14 protein-coding genes are annotated in these 18,019 nt (G+C 72.8%); 11 read left to right on the forward strand and 3 right to left on the reverse strand.

Annotated elements, in window-relative coordinates; genetic code table 11:
• Positions 1-10 precede the first annotated feature (10 nt).
• From ACFWYW_RS43075 to ACFWYW_RS43085, 3 genes are all read left to right on the forward strand, one after another.
• Entirely contained in the window at positions 11-562 is a 552-nt protein-coding gene (locus ACFWYW_RS43075) for a cupin domain-containing protein (RefSeq protein WP_379618907.1), read from the forward strand.
• A 77-nt stretch (positions 563-639) separates the two neighbouring features.
• Positions 640-1,137 carry an RNA polymerase sigma factor gene (locus ACFWYW_RS43080; protein ID WP_379618905.1) on the forward strand — a complete coding sequence of 166 codons (498 nt, stop codon included), beginning with the start codon at positions 640-642 and terminating at the stop codon, positions 1,135-1,137.
• 339 nt (positions 1,138-1,476) lie between these two features.
• Positions 1,477-2,235, forward strand: a complete 759-nt coding sequence (locus ACFWYW_RS43085) for an SAM-dependent methyltransferase (RefSeq protein WP_379618903.1) — start codon at positions 1,477-1,479, stop codon at positions 2,233-2,235.
• Between the two features lie 8 nt (positions 2,236-2,243).
• Here the strand turns inward: ACFWYW_RS43085 and ACFWYW_RS43090 are convergent, their stop codons facing one another.
• Positions 2,244-2,912, reverse strand: coding sequence for a sulfotransferase family protein (locus ACFWYW_RS43090; protein ID WP_379618901.1), 669 nt, complete (start codon positions 2,910-2,912; stop codon positions 2,244-2,246).
• Positions 2,909-3,940: an alpha-hydroxy acid oxidase gene (locus ACFWYW_RS43095; RefSeq protein ID WP_379618899.1), complete on the reverse strand. Its 1,032-nt coding sequence runs from the start codon at positions 3,938-3,940 to the stop codon at positions 2,909-2,911. The genes ACFWYW_RS43090 and ACFWYW_RS43095 overlap by 4 nt, the downstream gene beginning before the upstream one ends.
• Before the next feature lie 75 nt (positions 3,941-4,015).
• Between ACFWYW_RS43095 and ACFWYW_RS43100 the strand changes: the two genes are divergently transcribed.
• Positions 4,016-5,293, forward strand: a complete 1,278-nt coding sequence (locus tag ACFWYW_RS43100) for a hypothetical protein (protein ID WP_379618897.1) — start codon at positions 4,016-4,018, stop codon at positions 5,291-5,293.
• Positions 5,259-6,191, forward strand: a complete 933-nt coding sequence (locus tag ACFWYW_RS43105; RefSeq protein WP_379618895.1) for a hypothetical protein — start codon at positions 5,259-5,261, stop codon at positions 6,189-6,191. The genes ACFWYW_RS43100 and ACFWYW_RS43105 overlap by 35 nt, the downstream gene beginning before the upstream one ends.
• Here ACFWYW_RS43105 and ACFWYW_RS43110 read toward each other — a convergent pair.
• Entirely contained in the window at positions 6,160-7,641 is a 1,482-nt protein-coding gene (locus ACFWYW_RS43110; RefSeq protein WP_379618893.1) for a class I adenylate-forming enzyme family protein, read from the reverse strand. The genes ACFWYW_RS43105 and ACFWYW_RS43110 overlap by 32 nt on opposite strands.
• 205 nt (positions 7,642-7,846) lie before the next feature.
• On the opposite strand from ACFWYW_RS43110, the gene ACFWYW_RS43115 reads away from it, so the two are divergent.
• From ACFWYW_RS43115 to ACFWYW_RS43140, 6 genes are all read left to right on the forward strand, one after another.
• Entirely contained in the window at positions 7,847-9,385 is a 1,539-nt protein-coding gene (locus ACFWYW_RS43115; protein WP_379618891.1) for an aldehyde dehydrogenase family protein, read from the forward strand.
• A 48-nt stretch (positions 9,386-9,433) separates the two neighbouring features.
• A complete protein-coding gene (locus ACFWYW_RS43120) occupies positions 9,434-10,669 on the forward strand; it encodes a hypothetical protein (RefSeq protein WP_379618889.1) in 1,236 nt (411 codons plus the stop codon).
• Complete coding sequence (locus ACFWYW_RS43125; protein WP_379618887.1) at positions 10,666-11,679, forward strand: hypothetical protein; 1,014 nt, start codon at positions 10,666-10,668, stop codon at positions 11,677-11,679. Before ACFWYW_RS43120 ends, ACFWYW_RS43125 begins: the two co-directional genes overlap by 4 nt.
• Position 11,680: 1 nt before the next feature.
• Positions 11,681-13,096, forward strand: a complete 1,416-nt coding sequence (locus ACFWYW_RS43130; RefSeq protein ID WP_379618885.1) for a hypothetical protein — start codon at positions 11,681-11,683, stop codon at positions 13,094-13,096.
• Entirely contained in the window at positions 13,093-16,608 is a 3,516-nt protein-coding gene (locus ACFWYW_RS43135) for a tetratricopeptide repeat protein (protein WP_379618883.1), read from the forward strand. The genes ACFWYW_RS43130 and ACFWYW_RS43135 overlap by 4 nt, the downstream gene beginning before the upstream one ends.
• A gap of 108 nt (positions 16,609-16,716) precedes the next feature.
• Positions 16,717-17,994 carry a CehA/McbA family metallohydrolase gene (locus ACFWYW_RS43140; protein WP_379618881.1) on the forward strand — a complete coding sequence of 426 codons (1,278 nt, stop codon included), beginning with the start codon at positions 16,717-16,719 and terminating at the stop codon, positions 17,992-17,994.
• Positions 17,995-18,019: the final 25 nt, after the last annotated feature.

Here is an 18,019-nt window from a genome sequence, read left to right on the forward strand (position 1 = left end):
CATCGCTCCCGTGGATCTCACCCTTTTCCCTGACGGACCGGCCACCCAGGTCGCCGGCGAGGCCGAGGCCCTGGCCCTGGCCGGCACGACGGACGGCCAGCTCGTCCTGGACGGCGACCGGTTCCTGCGCCGCGACGTCCACGGCAAGGCCGTCGCCTTCGTGCCCCGCCCGCCGGTCGCCGCCGCGCTCGACCTGCTCCCCCACCCCGAGGGCGGCTGGTACCGCCAGACCTGGAAAACCACCGCCCGCTTCACCCCCGGCGGCTACGACGGCGAGCGGGCCAGTGCCACCGGCATCTACTTCCTGCTGATGCCCGGCGAGGAGTCGGTCCCGCACGTGGTGCGCTCGGACGAGGTGTGGCTGTGGCACCGGGGCGGCCCGCTCGGCCTGACCATCGGCGACCAGCATGTGGTCCTGGGCCCGGACGTCGAGAACGGGCAGGTCCCGCAGGCGATCGTGCCCGGCGGCGTGTGGCAGTCGGCCCGCCCGGCGGCCGCTCAGGAGGTTCTGGTCAGCTGCGTGGTCTCGCCCGGCTTTGAATTCGCAGATTTCCGGGCATAAAAACAGCCATTCAACTTTGAACCATCCCCCAGCGGGAATCGTCGTGGGATGTGTGGACACTCTCCGATGAGACGCTCATGGCAGGAATGGCATCGGGTGACACCGATGCGGCGGCCGTGTTCGTGCGGCGCTTTCAACCCAGAGTGTACGGCTTGGCGCTGAGCGTGGTCGCCGACCCGTGCCTGGCGGAAGAGGTGGCCCAGGACGCCTTCGTCCGGGCGTGGCGGCACGCCGCCGCGTACGACCCCGGCCGCGGCCGGGTCGCGACCTGGCTCCTCACCATCACCCGCAACCTGGCGGTCGACGCCGTCCGCCTGCGCCGCGACCTGCCCGTGGACCCGTGGCGATTACCCATCCCGGCGCCCCGCCCCGACCCCGGCGCCCGAGTAGAACGCATCCAGGAGGAACTCCTCGCCCTCCCCGCCTCCCAAAGCCGCCCGCTCGTCCTGTCGATCCTGTACGGCCTGACCGCCCAGGAGATCGCCGACCGCGAAGGCATCCCGCTGGGCACCGCCAAGACCCGCATCCGCCGCGGCCTGGCCCGCATCCGCACCGCCCTGACCACCACCCCCTAACCACCTGCGACCCGCCACCCCGACCCACCCCGCAATCACCGCCCCGCACCCTCTGACCACTGGTCACCACCGCCCCCGTGATCTTCCTCCCGCCACCGCCTGTCCAGCCCGAGCAGCCCCTCCCCACGCGACCAGCCGACACCCCCGGCCGCAAGGCCCCCGCCCGGCACCTCAACGCGCCACCCGCTCGACACCCTGCGCGACGCCCCGACGACCGGCAGACGCACAGGCTCTGGGGGTGCCCGGACCCTGAGCGGGCAGTTCGGGGAGGCCCGGTGGGTGGGTGGGTGGGGATATTGGATTGCTGGTGGGGGTGGTGGCGTGGTGGGATGCCGCCCTGTGACCGCACTGAGTGAACTGCACCGCCCCGACGTCTATCCCCGCTCCTCCCACTACGACCCCGCCTGGGTGGTCGGCCTGGACATGGGCCCGCATCCCCTGTGGCTGCTGGAGGACCTGTCCCGCGACCTCGACCTGAAGCCGGGCATGCGCGTCCTGGACCTGGGCTCCGGCATGGGGGCGACGTCGGTGTTCCTGGCCAGGGAGTTCGGCGTCGAGGTGGTGGCGGCCGACCTCTGGGTGGCGGCGGACACGGCGGCGGCCGTGTTCGCGGAGGCGGGGGTCGCCGACCGGGTGCAGGCGGTCAACGCCGAGGCCCACGCGCTGCCGTTCGAGAAAGAGTCTTTTGACGCGATCGTCAGCATCGACTCCTACGAGTATTTCGGCACCGCGGACGGCTACCTCGCCTACATCACGAGCTTCCTCAAGCCGGGCGGTCAGCTCGGGATCGCCACCCCGGGCATGACCGCCGAGATCCGCGACCTCGGCGCGATCCCGCCGCACATCAAGGCCCTGGTGGGCTGGGAGGCGCTCGCCTGGCACACCGCCGAGTGGTGGCGCTTCCAGTGGGAGATCACCGAGCTGGTCACGGTGACGTCCGCGCGCCTGCAGCCCGGCGGCTGGAACGACTGGCTCCTGTGGGCCCGCGCCTGCATGGAGCACCGCCCCGGCGACGCCGCCGGGCAGACGATCGCGATGCTGGAGGCGGACCAGGGCGAGTTCCTGTCGTTCGCGGTGGTGAGCGCCCGCCGTACCTGACGCTCCGTCTAGGGAGCGGGACGCGACTCCGCCATCCGGGCCTCGACCCGCGCCCAGAACCGTTCAGGATCATTGAGGTGCGGGTACGGCTCGCCCGGCGCCGGCACGCCCAGGAAGTCGCACAGCGGACCCCACCCCGATCCCGGCTCGATCACCAGGAGCCGCTCGGACGGCACCGCCCGGCGGACCTCCGCGTTGTGCTCCTCGTAGACGGCGATGGCGTGGGCGCGGTCGGTGAAGCGGCCGGAGAAGAAGCCGTCCCAGATCATGGCCCGGTGGAACGCGGTGAACACGTCCAGGCCGGGCACGGTCCGCCTGGCCTCGGCCACCCGGGCGTCGGGCTCGGCGTCGCCGAACATGCGGTAGATGGTCCTGGACACGCTGGCGTACCACGCCTCGGGGTCGCGTTCGGTCAGGATCACCTTGGCGCCGGGGAAGGCGGTGAGGATCTCGGGCCAGAAGGCGGCGCCGGGCCAGTCCACGCTGGAGGCGTATCCGGCGAACACCGCTTCCCAGGACACGGGGCGCCCGGCGGCGGCCGCGCGCCACATGGGCAGCCGGTCGGGGTGGTCCAGGACGTGGCGGCCGTGGAAGCAGGGGCCGAGGCCGAGGCGTTCGAGCGCCGCCTTCAGCGACAGCGTGCCGGTCCTGCCGACGCCCACACCGATGACCTTCATCCCACCACCTGGTCCTTGGTCAGCGCGCCCGGCGAGTCGGCCCCGCACAGCGTCAGCGCGTTCTCCAGTTCCCCGCGCAGCAGGGACAGCACCCGGGCCACCCCGTCGGCTCCGCCGCCGGCCAGTCCCCACAGCACCGGGCGGCCGAGGGCGACGGCCGAGGCGCCGAGCGCGAGGGCCTTCACCACGTCGGTGCCGCGCCGTACGCCGCCGTCCAGCAGGAGGGGCACCCGGCCGCCGACCGCGTCGGCGATCACGGGCAGCCGGTCGATCGTGGCGGGGGTGGTGTCGAGTTGCCGTCCGCCGTGGTTGGAGACGATCAGGCCGTCCACACCGCAGTCCACGGCCTGGGCGGCGTCGGCGGGGTGCAGGACGCCCTTCAGCAGGACGGGGAGCTGTGTCTCACCACACAGCCATTCCACATGCCTCCACGAAATTTCGGGAGAAAGGCGGACCTGCCGGACGTTTCCGTCGCCGCGCATGTTGGCGCAGAAGATGCCCGGCGGCAGGTCGTGGAAGTCATTGCGGTCGCCGCGTTCGTTCCTGCCCAGCGCGGGTGAGTCCACGGTCACGACCAGGGCGCGGCAGCCGGCCGCCTCGGCCCGCCGTACCAGCGACTTGGTGAAACCCAGGTCGGGCTGGATGTACAACTGGAACCACAACGTGCCCCCGGCCGCCGCGATCTCCTCGATGGTGATCGTGGACAGCATCGCGGCGATCATGATGACGCCGGCCTCGCGCGCCGCGCGGGCGGTGGCCGCCTCGCCCTCGGGCCAGGCCAGCCGGTGGAACGCGGTCGGCGCGAGCAGGACCGGCATCGAGCTCTCGCATCCCAGCACTCTGCCCGCGAGCTGGGGCGGGCCGTGGCCGCGCAGGATTCTCGGCACCAGGGCCAGCCGCCGGAAGGCCGCCTCGTTGGCCGCGAGCGTCACCTCGTCCTGCGCCCCGCTGGCGAAGTAGTCGTAGAACACCGGGTCGAGCTTCTCCCGGGCCATGTCCTCGAAGTCGCGCAGGTTGAAGACCTCCATGTGAGTTGTACGGCTCAGGACAGCCCAAAAGATTCCGGTGAATCTCGGGACATATCGGCATTCGTAGAACCGGGTGTGATTGTTGTGGTCGCCACCCTCGGGGCACTCGCCGTCCTGCTGAGCCTGCCGTACTGGCTGCCCGGCGCCGTCACCAAGCTGCGCACGTGGCTGTTCGCCCGCATCAACGGCGCGGACGGCATCCCGGTGCCCGGCGACCTCGTGGACCTCTCCCGCTTCATGGAGCTCTACGCGCACCCCGCCGCCGACGGCCGCAGCCGCGGCGCGGCGCTGTCGGACCTGTTCTGGTACTGGCTCTCGCCCGGCGCCGAGGTCCACCAGGAACACCTGGAACCCGGCCCCCGCTACAACGACGTCGCCCGCTGCACCCGCCGCATCCTGACGATGCCGAGCCGTACCGCCGACGAGCTCGCCACCGCCAGCCTGCGCGCCGCCCTCCCCCAGCAGAACGGCCTCGTACGGCTGCGCGACCTGATGATGCCGGTCTGGGCGGAGTTCTACCACCGGGTCGTGTTCGGCGTCCCCTGCCCGCCAGGCGTCAGAGAGCTCATCGTGGACCACTCGGAGGACGTGGTCACCTCGCTGAAGTGCTGCGGCCTGCGCCACATGGACCGGCGCCTGCGCCTGACCCGCCACCTGCGCGAGACCCTCGGCCAGGTGCCGCACCCGCTGCCCGGGACCCTCGACGAGCACGAGCGCGCCTTCTATCTCCAGGGCACCTTCTTCAACACGGCGGTCGTCCAGAGCGCCGAGGCCACCGCGCACGTGCTCATGGAGATCGCCGCCCACGGCGCCGACGGGCCGCTGGAGGCGGTCATCGAGCGGACCCTGCACGACTTCCCGCTGTTCGGCGTCGCGCACCGGATCACCTCGGCGGAGATCTGCCTGGAGGGCGCGGAGCCGATCCCGGCCGGTTCCGTGCTCTGTTTCAGCTATCCGGAGTTCCACCGCTCGGGCGGGCACATCCCGTTCGGGGTGGCGGCCAACCGGCCCTGCCCCGCCTGGCACCTGGCGCCGATCACCATCGGGGCGGTCGTCAGGGAGGTCCTGCGCGACCACGATCTCGCGTCCACCGCCCGGCACACCCGCCCGCTGCCCAACCGCGGTCCCTGCCTGATGACCCCGCGCGGCCGCCGGGTACGGCACCGGCGGCTCGTCCTCGCCTGTCTCCGGCTGCGCGATCGATGGGAGGAGGTGTGGCGCAGCCCGCTCCAGCTCGTCCTCGGCACGTACATGGTCTGGCACGCCAGGCGCCTGCGCCTGTGCGAGCGCCACTTCGAACAGGAGAGGAACACCTCCCATGACCCTGCGCGCCACCGCGACCACGCCGGCTGAGCGGCCCACGGCCCGCCGGTGGCTGGTCGTCCTGCTCAGCGTGCTGGCCGGCTTCCTGCTGACCGTCGTGTGGTCGGCCGAGTTCGTCGACCAGACCATCGGCGCGAGCGTCGCCGACACCCTCCTCGGCCACGACGCCTCGGAAACCCCGATCGCGGGGATCCTGGCCGGCGTCGTCTTCGCCTTCGTGACCGGGCTGGCCGGCACGTTCACCGCCTGCAACATCGCCGCTATGGGCGCGGTCGCGCCCCTGGTGGGCGCGGGCAGCTCGGCGGGCGCGCGGATGGCGCGCACACTCAAGCCGCTCGGCTGGCTGGCCGTGGGCGTGCTGGCGGCGTCCGGTGTCTACGGCTTCGTGGTGGGTCTGGCCGGCACCGCCATGCCGCAGTTCGCCAACTCGCCGCCGGCCGGCGGGCTGCTCGCGCGCAACATCCAGTCGATGGTCACCTTCGGGCTGATCGGGCTGATCCTGGTCTTCCTGGGGCTGGCCGCGCTCGGCCTGGTCGGGGATCCGCTGGCCCGGCTGGAGCGGCGCTTCCCGAACGCGCGCATGCTGGTCATGGGCGCGCTCATCGGCGCCTTCCTCATCGGCCGGCCGTTCGGGCTGTTCCGCCAGCTCTTCCGCGACGCCGCCGCCAGCCACAACCCGCTCTACGGCGCGCTGGCGTTCATGCTGCAGTCGCTCGGCAACATCGTCGTCATGGCGGCGCTCGTGCTGCTGCTCGCCCTCGCGCTCGGCGGCCGGGCGCAGCGCTGGCTGGGCGCCAGGCCGGGACGGCCGGCCGTCATCACCGGCACGGCGTTCGTCGTCGCGGGCTCCTTCACCGCCCTGTACTGGGTGGGCAGGCTGCTCGGCCGCTTCGAGATCATCTGGTGGCCGACGGCCCCGTGGGTCTGAGCGCGCGTTTGTCCGGCTTGCCCGCCGCGTTCAGCGGGACCTCCCGGATGACGGTGATACTCCTCGGCGTGCTGGCCGCGCTCAACTCCTCGGGCACGAGCTCGGCCAGGGCGCCGAGGTCCGGCGCCCGCCCCGCGGCGGGCACCACGAACGCGTGCACCGCCTCGCCGGTCTCCCGGTCCGGCGCGCCGACCACGAACGCCTGCTCCACGTCGGGATGCGCGGCCAGCACCCGCTCGATCGCGCCCGCGTAGCAGACCTCCGCGCCGACGATGATCACGTCGCGCGTCCTGCCGGTCAGGTGGAGCAGCCCGTCGCGGTCCAGGAAGCCGAGGTCGCGGGTGCGCAGCCAGCCGTCGCGCAGCACCTCGCCGGTCAACTCGGGCGCGCGCCAGTATCCGGCCATCATGTGCGGGCTGCGCACCCACACCTCGCCGTCCGCGCCGTGCGGCACCGGCCGCCCCTCGCCGTCACGAAGGCTCACCTGTACGGCCGGCAAAGGCCGCCCCACCGCCCCGGTACGGCCGGCCGCCACGTCATCCGGTGTCAGCATGGCGATCACGCCCGCCTCGGCCTGGCCGTACCCCTGCCAGATCACCGGCCCGAGCCGGTCGGCGGCCCGCTCCAGCAGCGACGGCGCGGCCGGCGCGCCCCCGAGCACCAGCGCACGAAGACTGCGCAGATCGGCGTCCTGGTCAAGCAGGCCGCCCAGGACCGGCGGCGCCATCATCGTGGCGGTGGCCCGGTGGGTGGAGATCGCCTCGTGCAGGGGCAGCTCGGGGATGATCGCGACGCCGCCGGCGACCAGCGTCCTGCCCAGGTACGTCATCATGACCGGGCCGGCGAGGCTGGCGTGGATCAGGCAGCGCTCGAAGTTCGCCATCAGTGCCTTCAGCGGCGGCGGCCAGGCGGCGGTCCGGTAGGCGAGGCTGTAGGCGCGGTAGGTCTGGACGGGTGCCTTGGGACTGCCGGTGCTGCCGCTGGTGAACGTGAGCCGCGCCAGGTCGTCGGGCCGCGCGCCCACCTCGGCCGCGCCCGCGGCGGATCCGGCGGCCAGCTCGTTCACCTCGGCGCCGGTGAGCACGGCGTCGAAGCCCGCCGCCCGCGCCTCGGCCGTGCGCACCGGGCCCCAGCCGGGACGGGCCATGCCGACGAGGCAGCCGAGCGCGTGCGCGGCCAGCTGCGCGGCGTAGACCTCGGGGGTCGAGGCGGCGACGACGAGGACGCTGGAGCCGGGACGCAGCCCCCTCGCGCGCAGGCCTCCCGCGCACCGCGCGATCAGCCCGAGCAGTTCCCCGCGGGTGACCACCCGCTCGCCGTGCTCGATGGCCGTCCGCGCCGGCGCGCGCTCCAGCGACTCCAGAACCGGGCCGGGGAAGAGCATCGTCACTCCAGGTGTGAGGGCGCGCGCCCCGGTGGACCGCCACAGCACCCGGGGACGCGCGCGCACGGCCGTCTCCCCGCACACACCCCTTCGAGGAACGGCACCCCAGCCGTTTTCGGGAAGACGGTCGTCCGGTTATACGCATCCGGACAGGGCCAGAGATTCGCCTGCGCAGTAATACGAACCAGGACATCGCCGGACGTTCGCCAGGGCTTGGGAAAATGTGCGGCAGGATGATTGTCTTTGCGGAGGAACTACGAGGAGGTCATCGGTGACCCGTCAGATTGTCTCCATTGTCGGTGGTAAGGACGTTCCTGCCACCAGCACCTACATCTCGGCCAACCCGGCGCGCACCGGCGAGGTCGTGGCCAGTGTGGGCCTCGCGGACGCCGCCGCCTTCGCGGCCGCCTGCCGTACCGCCAAGGAGGCGCAGCGCGAGTGGGCCAAGGTGCCGGCGCCGGTGCGCGGGCGGGTGATCGCCTCGATCGGGCGGCTGGTGGAGGCCAACGCGGAGGCGCTGGCGCGGCTGGTGACCGAGGAGATCGGCAAGCCGTACAAGGAGTCGCTGGGCGAGGTGCGGGAGATCGTCGACACCTGCGACTTCTTCCTGGGCGAGGGCCGCAGGCTGTACGGGCAGACCGTGCCGTCGGAGATGCCGGACAAGAACCTGTTCACCTTCCGCAACCCGGTCGGCGTGGCGGCGGTGATCACCGCCGGGAACTTCCCCGTCGCGGTGCCCTCGTGGTATCTGGTTCCGGCGCTGCTGTGCGGCAACGCGGTGGTGTGGAAGCCCGCCGAGTACGCCGCCGCCTCCGCCCACGCCATGTACAAGCTGTTCGCCGCCTCCGGCCTGCCGGAAGGCGTGCTCAACATCGTCTTCGCCGACGGCAAGGAGACCTTCGAGGGCCTGGACCTCGCCCTGGCCGAGGGCACCGTGCAGAAGGTCGGCTTCACCGGCTCCTCCGAGGTGGGCAGGAAGATCGGCGAGCTGACCGGGCGCCACCTGCAGTCGGCCTGCCTCGAACTCGGCGGCAAGAACCCGATGGTGGTCATGCCGGACGCCGACCTCGCCCTGGCGGTGGAGGGCGCGCTCTTCGGCGGCTTCGGTACGGCCGGCCAGCGCTGCACCAGCCTCGGCACCGTCATCGTGCACGAGAGCGTCCACGACGAGTTCGTCGAGCGCTTCGCCCGCGCCGTCTCCAACGCCAAGATCGGCGAGCCGATGGGCGACGTGCTGGCCGGGCCGCTGCTGGATGAGAAGTTCGCGGTCCGCTACGAGGAGTTCCTGACCTGGATCCAGCCGCACCACGAGGTCGTGACCGGTGACACGGGCAAGATCAGCAAGGAGAGCCCGCACCACGAGTTCACCGGCGAGGGCGGGCTCTACTACCATCCGGTGGTGGTCGACGGCGTACGTCCCGGCGACCGGCTGTTCCTGGAGGAGACGTTCGGCCCGATCGTCGGCGTGACCACGTTCCAGACCATGGACGAGGCCATCGAGCTGGCCAACCTGCCCGGTTACGGCCTGTCGAGCTCCATCTACACCACCGACGCGAAGAACGCCTTCCGCTTCCGCGAGGGCGTCTCGGCCGGCATGGTCAGCGTCAACAACTCCACCAGCGGCGCCGAGGCGCACCTGCCGTTCGGCGGCAACGGCAAGTCGGGCAACGGCAGCCGCCAGTCCGGTATGTGGGTACTTGACCAGTTCACCCGCTGGCAGGCCATGAACTGGGACCATTCCGGACGTCTGCAAAAGGCCCAGATGGACGTGGCAGATATCACTCCTGACCTGGACTTCCGCCTCCCCTAGGCAACCTTCCCTCCGGAGCCTCACAATGTTGCTCCGGAGGGATGCACAGTGGGCTCACGACAGCACCTCGACGGCCTCGCGCGGTCGGCACGATCCCTGCAGGACACGGTCGGTGAGCTCCATGCCGCGCTGACCGCGGGCAACGAACGGCGGGCCGGCTACGCCCGCGACCGCCTCGCCGAACAGGCGCGCGCCGCCCTGGACGAGAGCGGCACGTACGGCTTCGAGCCACCCCGCCCCACCAGCCCGCCCCACCGGCCCGCCCGACCTGGACCACGACCAGGACCGCAACCCCGGCCCCCACAGCCCGGCCCGGACGACCTGCTCGCCGAGGCCGTGCGCGACCTCGCCCTGTCCCAGGCCCTGATCTCCGCCGCAGCCGGCGTCGGTGAGGCCGCGGCCGACGTCGGCGAGCCCGGTGCCGGAGAAGGCAGCGGCGGGGCCGATGGCAGCGGAGGAGGCTGGGGCGATGGCGGAGGAGCAGGGGCCGTTGGCGGCGGAGGTCGGGGTGGGGCGGATGCCGGGTCCGGGCGGCTGCGCGAGGCCGGGGACTCCCTCGGGCTTCTGGCCACGGCGCTGAAACCCCCGGACCACTTCGGCTTCGAGGCCGCCACGCGCGCCTCCCCCGACCTGCCCACCGCGATCGCCACCCTCCGCCAGGAGGCCGCCGCCTGCCTGGACCGCATCCACGAACGTTCGGCCGGCGTGGCCGGCGCCGCCCTCGCCAAGATCCCCGTCGTGAGCACGGTCGCCACGACCGCCCAGGAGCTCCTCGACAAGCTCGGCGTCGGCGCGCTCACCGGCACCCTCACCAAGCTCGCCGCCCGTGCCCTGCACAAGGCGCTCACCGCGCTGCACCACCTGATCCCCGCCGCCGCCCTCGACCGGGTCAACACGGCCGTCTCCCAGCTGGCCAACGGCCTGGACAAGGACGAGGCGGCGGGCCCGCTCCTGGTGTCCGCGCTGCTCGGCACCGACGGCGTCAGATCCGCGCTCGACGAGCGGCTCGCCCGCGACGCCCTGGACCGTGCCAGGCTCGACGGCGCCCGCGCCGAACTGGCCGAGCTCGGCGACCGCTTCGGCAGGCACATGGACGTGCTCGCGATCGCGATCACGGTCAGCACCGGCCTGGTCGCGTGGCTGGCCACGCCGCTCGCCGCGGGCGCGGTGGCCGCGCTCCTGCTCGGCGTGGTGCTCGTGCTGGCCGCCGACTACGCCGACGCGTGGTCCCTGCCGGTGGCCGTACGCGGGGTGCGTACCGTGGTCGAGGACGCCACCGCATGATCGACGACCATGTCAGCGCCGAGATCGACGCCCTCGACCAGGCCGCCGGCCTGGCCTTCCGCTCGGAGCCCTGCACCGCGACCGCCCGCTCCATCAGGCGCCACGCCGACGACCTGATACTCGAACTGCGGGAGGTGCGCGACTGGGCCCACCTGCGCCACCTGCGGGAGAAGACCGAGCTGCTGCGGGTCGAGGCGCTCGACTACGCGCAGGCCGTCCTGCTGCGCCGGCACGCGCTCGGCGCCGACCGGGGCGCGGCCGAGGCGCTGGTGAGCTTCCTGTGCGAGCGCGCGGGCGTCCCCGCCCACGTGGCGATCGCCGCGTGCGCGCGCTCGGAGTCGTACACCAGAACCTCCGACATGCTCCGGCTGCCGCCCTCCCCCGACGCCTGGCATCTCCCGGTCCTCGCGCACGAACTCGGCCACTACGTCATCCGCGAGGTGGGCCACGTCCGGGACAAGGACGAGCGGCCCCTGCTGGAACGGGCCGACCACCCGCACAGCGAGGAGCTGATCGCCGACTGCTACGCCACCTACACCCTCGGCCCCGCCTACCCGCTGTCGTGCGTGCGCCTGCGCATCGACCCGGAGGAGGCGGACCTGACCAGCCCGTCCCACCCGTCGTGGCGGATACGCGTGCACACGATGACCGAGTTACTCATGGCGATGGCGGACAAGCACGGCAGGACGTACGCCCGCGCCGTCGAGACCATGATCGAACCGGCCTGGACGGCGCTCACCGGCGAGAAGGCGAACGCCGAGCCGGAGCACCGGGCCCACATTCCCGCCGCGGCCGTCTTCGACCTGCTGGAGCGTCACCTGCCCCGCGCCCGGTACGAACCCGGCGGCATGGTCGGCGCGGCCGAGCGCGCGCTGACCGGCGAGGAACGCCGGCGTCCCGGCATCACCCCGGCCCACGTCCTCAACGCCGTCTGGCGCCTGCGCCTCGACGGCAGGGTCACCGGGGAGACCGGCGTCCGGGCCCTGGCCATGCTCGCCAGGGGCGGCTGACGTGGACGGCAAACTCATCCTGACGATCAGGCTCGACTGCCTGCTGGCCGACCTGGACCGGATCAGCGGCGCGGTGACCGACGCGATCCGCAAGCGCGAGCACATGCGCGAGGTGATGGACGCGCTGCAGGAGGCCGAGAACGCCGTCGGCGAGCTCGCCAGCAACGCCGCCCCGATCAAGCAGGAGCTGGCCAGGCCGGGCAAGGGCCGGCTCGGCGACCTCGGCAACCGGCCGCTGACGACCAGCATCACCGACCTGGACGGCCACATCCGGGCGGTCGAGGACGGCGTCGCCAGGATTCGCGAGACGATCGAGCCGCTCAGCGACCGGATGGTGGAGCTGGAGAAGCAGACCGTGCTGGAGGAGGACCTGCGGGCCGCGACGGGGAACCTGCGCTTCGAGGCGGAGAAACTGCGCGACCGGCTCGACTCCGACGGCGCCGACCTGCCCGAGCTGTGGCGCGGGTACGCCGAGTTCGTCAAGACGGAGGCCGAGCCGGTCTACGACAACTACGTCGAGTTCGTCGCGGGCCTGGCCATGCGCGACAGCGCCGTCGAGGACAGCGTGTGCATGGTGACCGACCACCTGCTCACCCGGATGCTCGGCCCGCACCAGGCCTTGTCCCTGCCCTCGCGGACACCGGCCTTCAGCATGCGCGCGGTCATCAAGCTCGGCTTCCCCGACTGGAACATCTGGGGCGTGCCGCTGGCGGCCAGGGAGGCGGGGGCCAGCGTCGTCAAGCACGCCGCCGACAAGGCCAGGATGCTCAACGAACTGCTCGCCCGGCCGCCGACGCCGTACGCGGCCCGGCTGGCCGAGGACGCGCTGGCCGCGTTCATGCTGGGCCCCGCCTACGCCCGCGCCATGTTCACCTTCCGCCTGCACCCGAGCATGCCCTCGGTCGCGAACCTGCACCCGAGCGTGCCCTCCGTCGCGAAACTGCCGCCGGACACCCTCAGGGCGCAGATGATCCTTTCCATGCTGCGGCTGGCCGGCCCCGCCGACGGCCAGGACGCCTTCGCCGAGGAGGTCGACCAGCTCGAGGACTTCTGGACGGACCTGCTGCGGCAGCTCGGCGTCCCCCCTGAGCCCGTCCTCGATCCGGACTTCTGCCGCCACCTCCACACCGCGCTGCACAGGGACCGCTTGCGCGGCTTTTCCGCCAAGAACTGGGCAGACGTGCAAACATGTGCTGACCACCTCCTCCTCGGGGACACCCTGCCGCCCCTGACCCCCGTCGACCGGGTGGTGATCCTCCTCAACGCGGGCTGGGTGGCCAGGCATCGGGACCCCCTCCACACGAACGTGATCGCCGGCCGGCTCATGCACCATCTCAAGCACGACGGCACGGGCCGCTCCCCGGATGCCAGGAGCGGCGGCCGCCCGCTCACCACCCGAACCCCCAGGGGAACATGATGACGTCACACCACGTGGCGATGGCCGAGCTCTGGCGTAACCGCCGGCGCGCCGACCTGGTCCCCGACACCGGCGACCTGTCGCAGCAGGTGGGCTGGCTGCTGGCCGGCCTGTGGCTGGAGCACTCCGACGGCCTGGCCGAGCGCGCCGCCGCCCTGGAGGACACCCTGCACGCCGCGCTCAAGGCCCGCTCCGCGCACTGGCACGCGGAGCTGAACGGCCTGCTCGGGCTGGTGCTGATCGCCCGGGGCATGCTCAAGCGCGAGTCCGGCGACCACGCGGGCTCCGGCGACCTGTTCGCCAGGGCGCTGAAGGTCTCGCCGCCCTCGTTCTCGCCGCCGCTCTACGCGCTGGCGATGCTGCACACCGGCCGCCGCGAGGAGGCGGCGCGGATCGTGGCCGAGGGGGGCGACGCCGAGAGCCCCTACACCGCCTACGCACAAGTACTGCTGGCCGAGGCCGGCGACCCGTACGCCGCGCTCGACCTGGCCGACCGCGCCTGCGCCCGGTGGGAGGGCGACGTCAGGCTGTCCAGGCTCCGGCTCGGCCTGGCCGAGCGGCTGGGCAAGCTCACCTCGGCGGCCTGGCGCGACCTCGGCGGCGCGCTGCTGGCGGCCGACCGCCACGAGGAGGCGATCGAGGCGCTGCTGCGGGCCGACCGCGACGATCCGGACATCCTGGAGTGGCTGTCCATCGCCTTCCAGAACATCGGCGACGACGAGAGCGCGGCCGACGCCGCCGCCGAGGCCGCCCGCCGCCGGCCGGGCGCGGCGCTGCACCTGGACGCCGCCGACGCCTGCGCCAGGGCGCGCCGCCGACCCCAGGCGCGCGAGCACGTGGACGCCGCACTCGGCGCCGAGGAGGACCACGTCGTCCGCTTCGCCGCCGCCCAGATCCTGCTCGGCACCGGCGACATGGACCGGGCGCTGGAACTGGTCCGCGCCATCAGGGCCGACCTGCCCGACGACACCAGGGCGCTGATCGTGGAGGGCATCGCGCTGTTCGGCGTCGGCCAGGTGCGGGAGGCCGAGCGGACCCTCGCCACGGCGGCCGCGCTCATGCCCGACGAACCGGTCGTGCTGCGCCACCTGGCCGTCGCCCGCCTCGATCTGGGCCTGCTGGAGGAGGCCGCGCCGCTGCTCGACCACGCCCTGGAGCTGGACCCGGACGACGGCTGGATGCTGGCCGTACGCGGCGACCTGCGCAGGCGGCTGATGGACCTGCCCGGCGCCAAGCGCGACCTCGACCGGGCCGCGAGCGTGGGTTTCGAGAACGCGTGGACGCTGCGCGCGCAGGCCCAGGTCGCCGAGGCAGACGACCCGGCGGAGGCGCTGCGGCTGCTGGACCGGTCGCTGGAGCTGGACCCGGAGGACGCCGCCGCGCACGCCGCCCGGGGCAAGATCCTGCACGGGCTGAAACGGGTCCAGGAGGCCGACGCCGCCTTCCGCAGGGCGCTGGAGATCGACCCGTTCGACCCGCGGGCGCTGACGAAGCTGACCGAGTTCTGGCTGCCGGAGCTACCCGTCGCCGACGTCACCGACCTCAGGGAGGCGGTCGAGCAGGCCATCGAGCGCACCCCCGACGACATCCCGCTGCGCTGGGCCTACAGCGAGATCCTCAGCGTGCAGGAGCAGGCGAAGGACGCCCGCGACGTGGCAAGGCACATCACCCGCATGCCGCCGCGCGACGCCGAGGACCACCGCCTGCTGGGGCTGGCCTACAGCAAGCTGGAGGAGCGCGAGGCGGCGGTGGCCGCCTTCCGGGCGGGCATCGAACTCGCGCCCGGCTACGCCGACCTCCACGCCCACCTCGGCGTCGAACTGGGCCTGGCCGACCGGCGCGAGGAAGCCGAGCGCGAGCTGGCCAAGGCCGTCGAGCTCAACGAGGACTACCCGTTCGCGCGGGCCAGGCTCGGCAACGCGCTGCTGGCGCTGGGCCGCTTCGAGGAGGCCGAGCCGCACCTGCGCCGGGCGATCGAGCTGTGGCCCGGGGTCTCGGACCCGCTGCTCGACCTGGCCGAGGTGCTGCGCATGACGCGCCGCCCCGAGGAGGGCCTGGAGCTGGCCGAGCAGGCCGTACGGCTGCAGCCGTCCGCCTTCGCGATCGGCTCGCGCGGCCAGCTCTATTACACCCTCCAGCGGCTGGAGGAGGCCAGAAAGGACCTGGAACGCGCGATCGAGATCGACCCGGAGCTGTCCTGGGCGCGCGGCACGCTGGCCGAGGTCTACCGCATGACCGGCGAGCTGGACGACGCCATCGCCCACGCCACCCGGGCCATCCCCCAGTCCGACGACAGCAGGTGGCTGCTGTCGGTACGCGGCGCCGCCAAGTTCGCCCAGGGCCACTACGCGGAGGCCGAGGCCGACCTGCGTGAAGCGGCGGAACTACGCCACCCGGCCGAGCCGGTCGACCTGCTGGCCCTGGTCATGCTCCGCAACACCCTGCAGCGCCTGGGCCGGGCCGAGGAGGCGGTGCGCCTGCTGCGCGGCCACGCCATGACCGGCACCGTGGTCAGCAGGGAGGCCGACCCCCAGGTCGTCGTGCACTACTCCGAGGCGCTGCAGTACGACGGCCGCCTCGACGAGGCCAGGGAGGTGCTCCACCAGGCGGTCCGGGTCTGGCCCGATGACCCGGAGATCCACTCGGCGCAGGCCTGGCTGGAGGCGGCCACGGGGCGCTACGAGGCCGCGCTCGAGGCCGCGGGCCGGGCGGTGGAGCTGGCGCCGGGCAACGCCGAGCGGCTCTACGTGCTCGGCTCCATCCAGCGCACCGCCAGGGACCCGCTGTCGGCCATCAGAAACCTCACCCGGGCGGTGGAGCTGGAGCCCGACGCCGCCTGGATCTGGGCGGAGCTGTCGATCACGCTGTCGTACGTGGCCGCGTGGGAGCTGGCGATCGAGGCGGGGCTGGAGGCGACCGCGCCCGGCCGGCAGGTGACCGCCTACTGCGAGGAGATGCTGGCGTGGGCCTACCGCTACCGGGAGACGCCCGATCTGGACGCGGCGCTGGAGGCCTACGACCGGGCGCTGGCGCTGGACGCGGGCTCCACCGGGGCGCTGGCGGGCCAGGGTGACACGCTCTTCTCGCTGGGCGAGCGGGAGCGGGCCGCGGCGTGCTACGAGGCGGTGCTCGACGCGCTCAGCCCGTACGATCCCGACCACCTGTCGACCAGGGGGTGGTGCCTCTACCGGCTGGGCCGGTACCAGGAGTCGCTGGACTATTACCAGCAGTATCAGGCGGTCAAGCCGGACCGGCCGGGTTTCCTGCTGTTCGACCTGGGGTTGCTGGCCTGGGCCGAGGGCGATGACGAGGCGGCGAGGACGGCGTACGACCATGCCCTGGAGCGGGCGTTCCAGGAGGTGCCGCCGCGTACCCGCGGGCTGATCGAGGTGGCGATCCGGGACCTGGAGTCGGACCGGCGCGGCGACCCGGAAACACAGCGCGCGCTGATTGCCCATCTTCATGGGAAACGCGCGGATCTGCCCAAATACGAACCACCACCTCGACTCTAGATCCTTCTACGTCGGAGTAAGAAAGCCACTCCGCCGGGGATGGGCGGGCTTTCCGGCGAGTCAGGGTCGTGGCACGATAACGGCGCCTTCGATTACGGGGAGAAGCCGATGCGTGACGATCTGACACTACTCGCCGCCCAGCAGACCCTCCGCCTGCGCGCCGGCTTCCCATGCCGGTGGAGCGTCTGGACGGCCGACGGCCGGGGCTGGTATCCGCACGGCACCTCACCGGCCAGGGACATCGACGGCCTGCCGTACTTCCACGGCGACGACGTCGTGCTGGAGGTGCCGTCGAGCCGGCTCACCGTCAGGGCGGCGCGGGGCATGGAGTACGGCCACGCAGAGACCACGCTCACCCCCGGCGCGGGCGAGACGCTGGTGGAGCTGGCCCCGCCGCGCATCTACGACGCCGCCGCCCGCGGCTGGTACGGCGGCGACCTGCACGTACGGCTCAACCGCCCGCCCCAGTGGGTGGCCGACTCGCAACACGGCGAGGACCTGCACGTCGTCAACCTGCTCGCGGGCGACGGCGACACAGAAGACCTCTGGGCCGGCCGCAACCTGCCCTGGTCGGACGCCACCCACGTGGCCCGGGTGGGCCTGGCGCAGGACGCGCCGAGCGTCCCGTCGGGCTCGGTGGACAAGCTGCGCGAGCGGGGCGCGCTGATCGGGTACGCCAACGCCTTCCGCGGCCCGGTCGAGACGCCGGAGCAGTTGTTCGACGGCGGCTACCCGATCTACGACGCCCGCATGTCCGTCGTGGACGCGGCGCTGGGCCTGGTCGACAGCTTCTCCTCGGCGATCGGCTCCGACCGGGCCTACCGGCGGCTGATCGGGGCCGGAAACCGGGTGGCCGCGGTCGCCGGCACCGCGGGACGCCTCGGCCCGATCGGGGGCGAGCGCACGTACGCGCACGTGGACGGCCCGCTCACCGCCGAGTCCTACGCCCACGCGGTACGGCACAGCCGTACCTTCGCCACGACGGGCCCTTTCCTGGAGCTGTCGGTGGAGGGCGAGCGGCCGGGCGCCACGATCGACCTGCAGGCGGGCACCCGGGTGCGGGCGACGGCGCGGGTGATCGGCCCCGGCGTGCAGCGGGTGCGGCTGCTGACCGCCGACGGCGAACTGGCGGCGGGCCCGCCGAACGAGGTGTCGGCGGAGTTACGCGTGGACTGGCCGACGTACGTGGTGGCGGTGGCGGAGGGCGGCGGCCTGGTGCGGGCGCATTCGAGCCCGGTCTACCTGGACGTGGAGCGCCGCAGGGTGGCGAGGGAAGAGGACGTGACGTTCTGCCTGCGCTGGCTGGACCTGCTGGAGGAGCTCGTCAAGGACAGGGGCGGGCTGGTGACGGAGGCCCGCAGGGTCTACCAGTCGCGCCTGGCGTGACGGTTCTGCCAAGTGAAAAGGAGGA

The organism is Nonomuraea sp. NPDC059023 (assembly GCF_042740095.1).
Taxonomy (GTDB): Bacteria; Actinomycetota; Actinomycetes; order Streptosporangiales; family Streptosporangiaceae; genus Nonomuraea.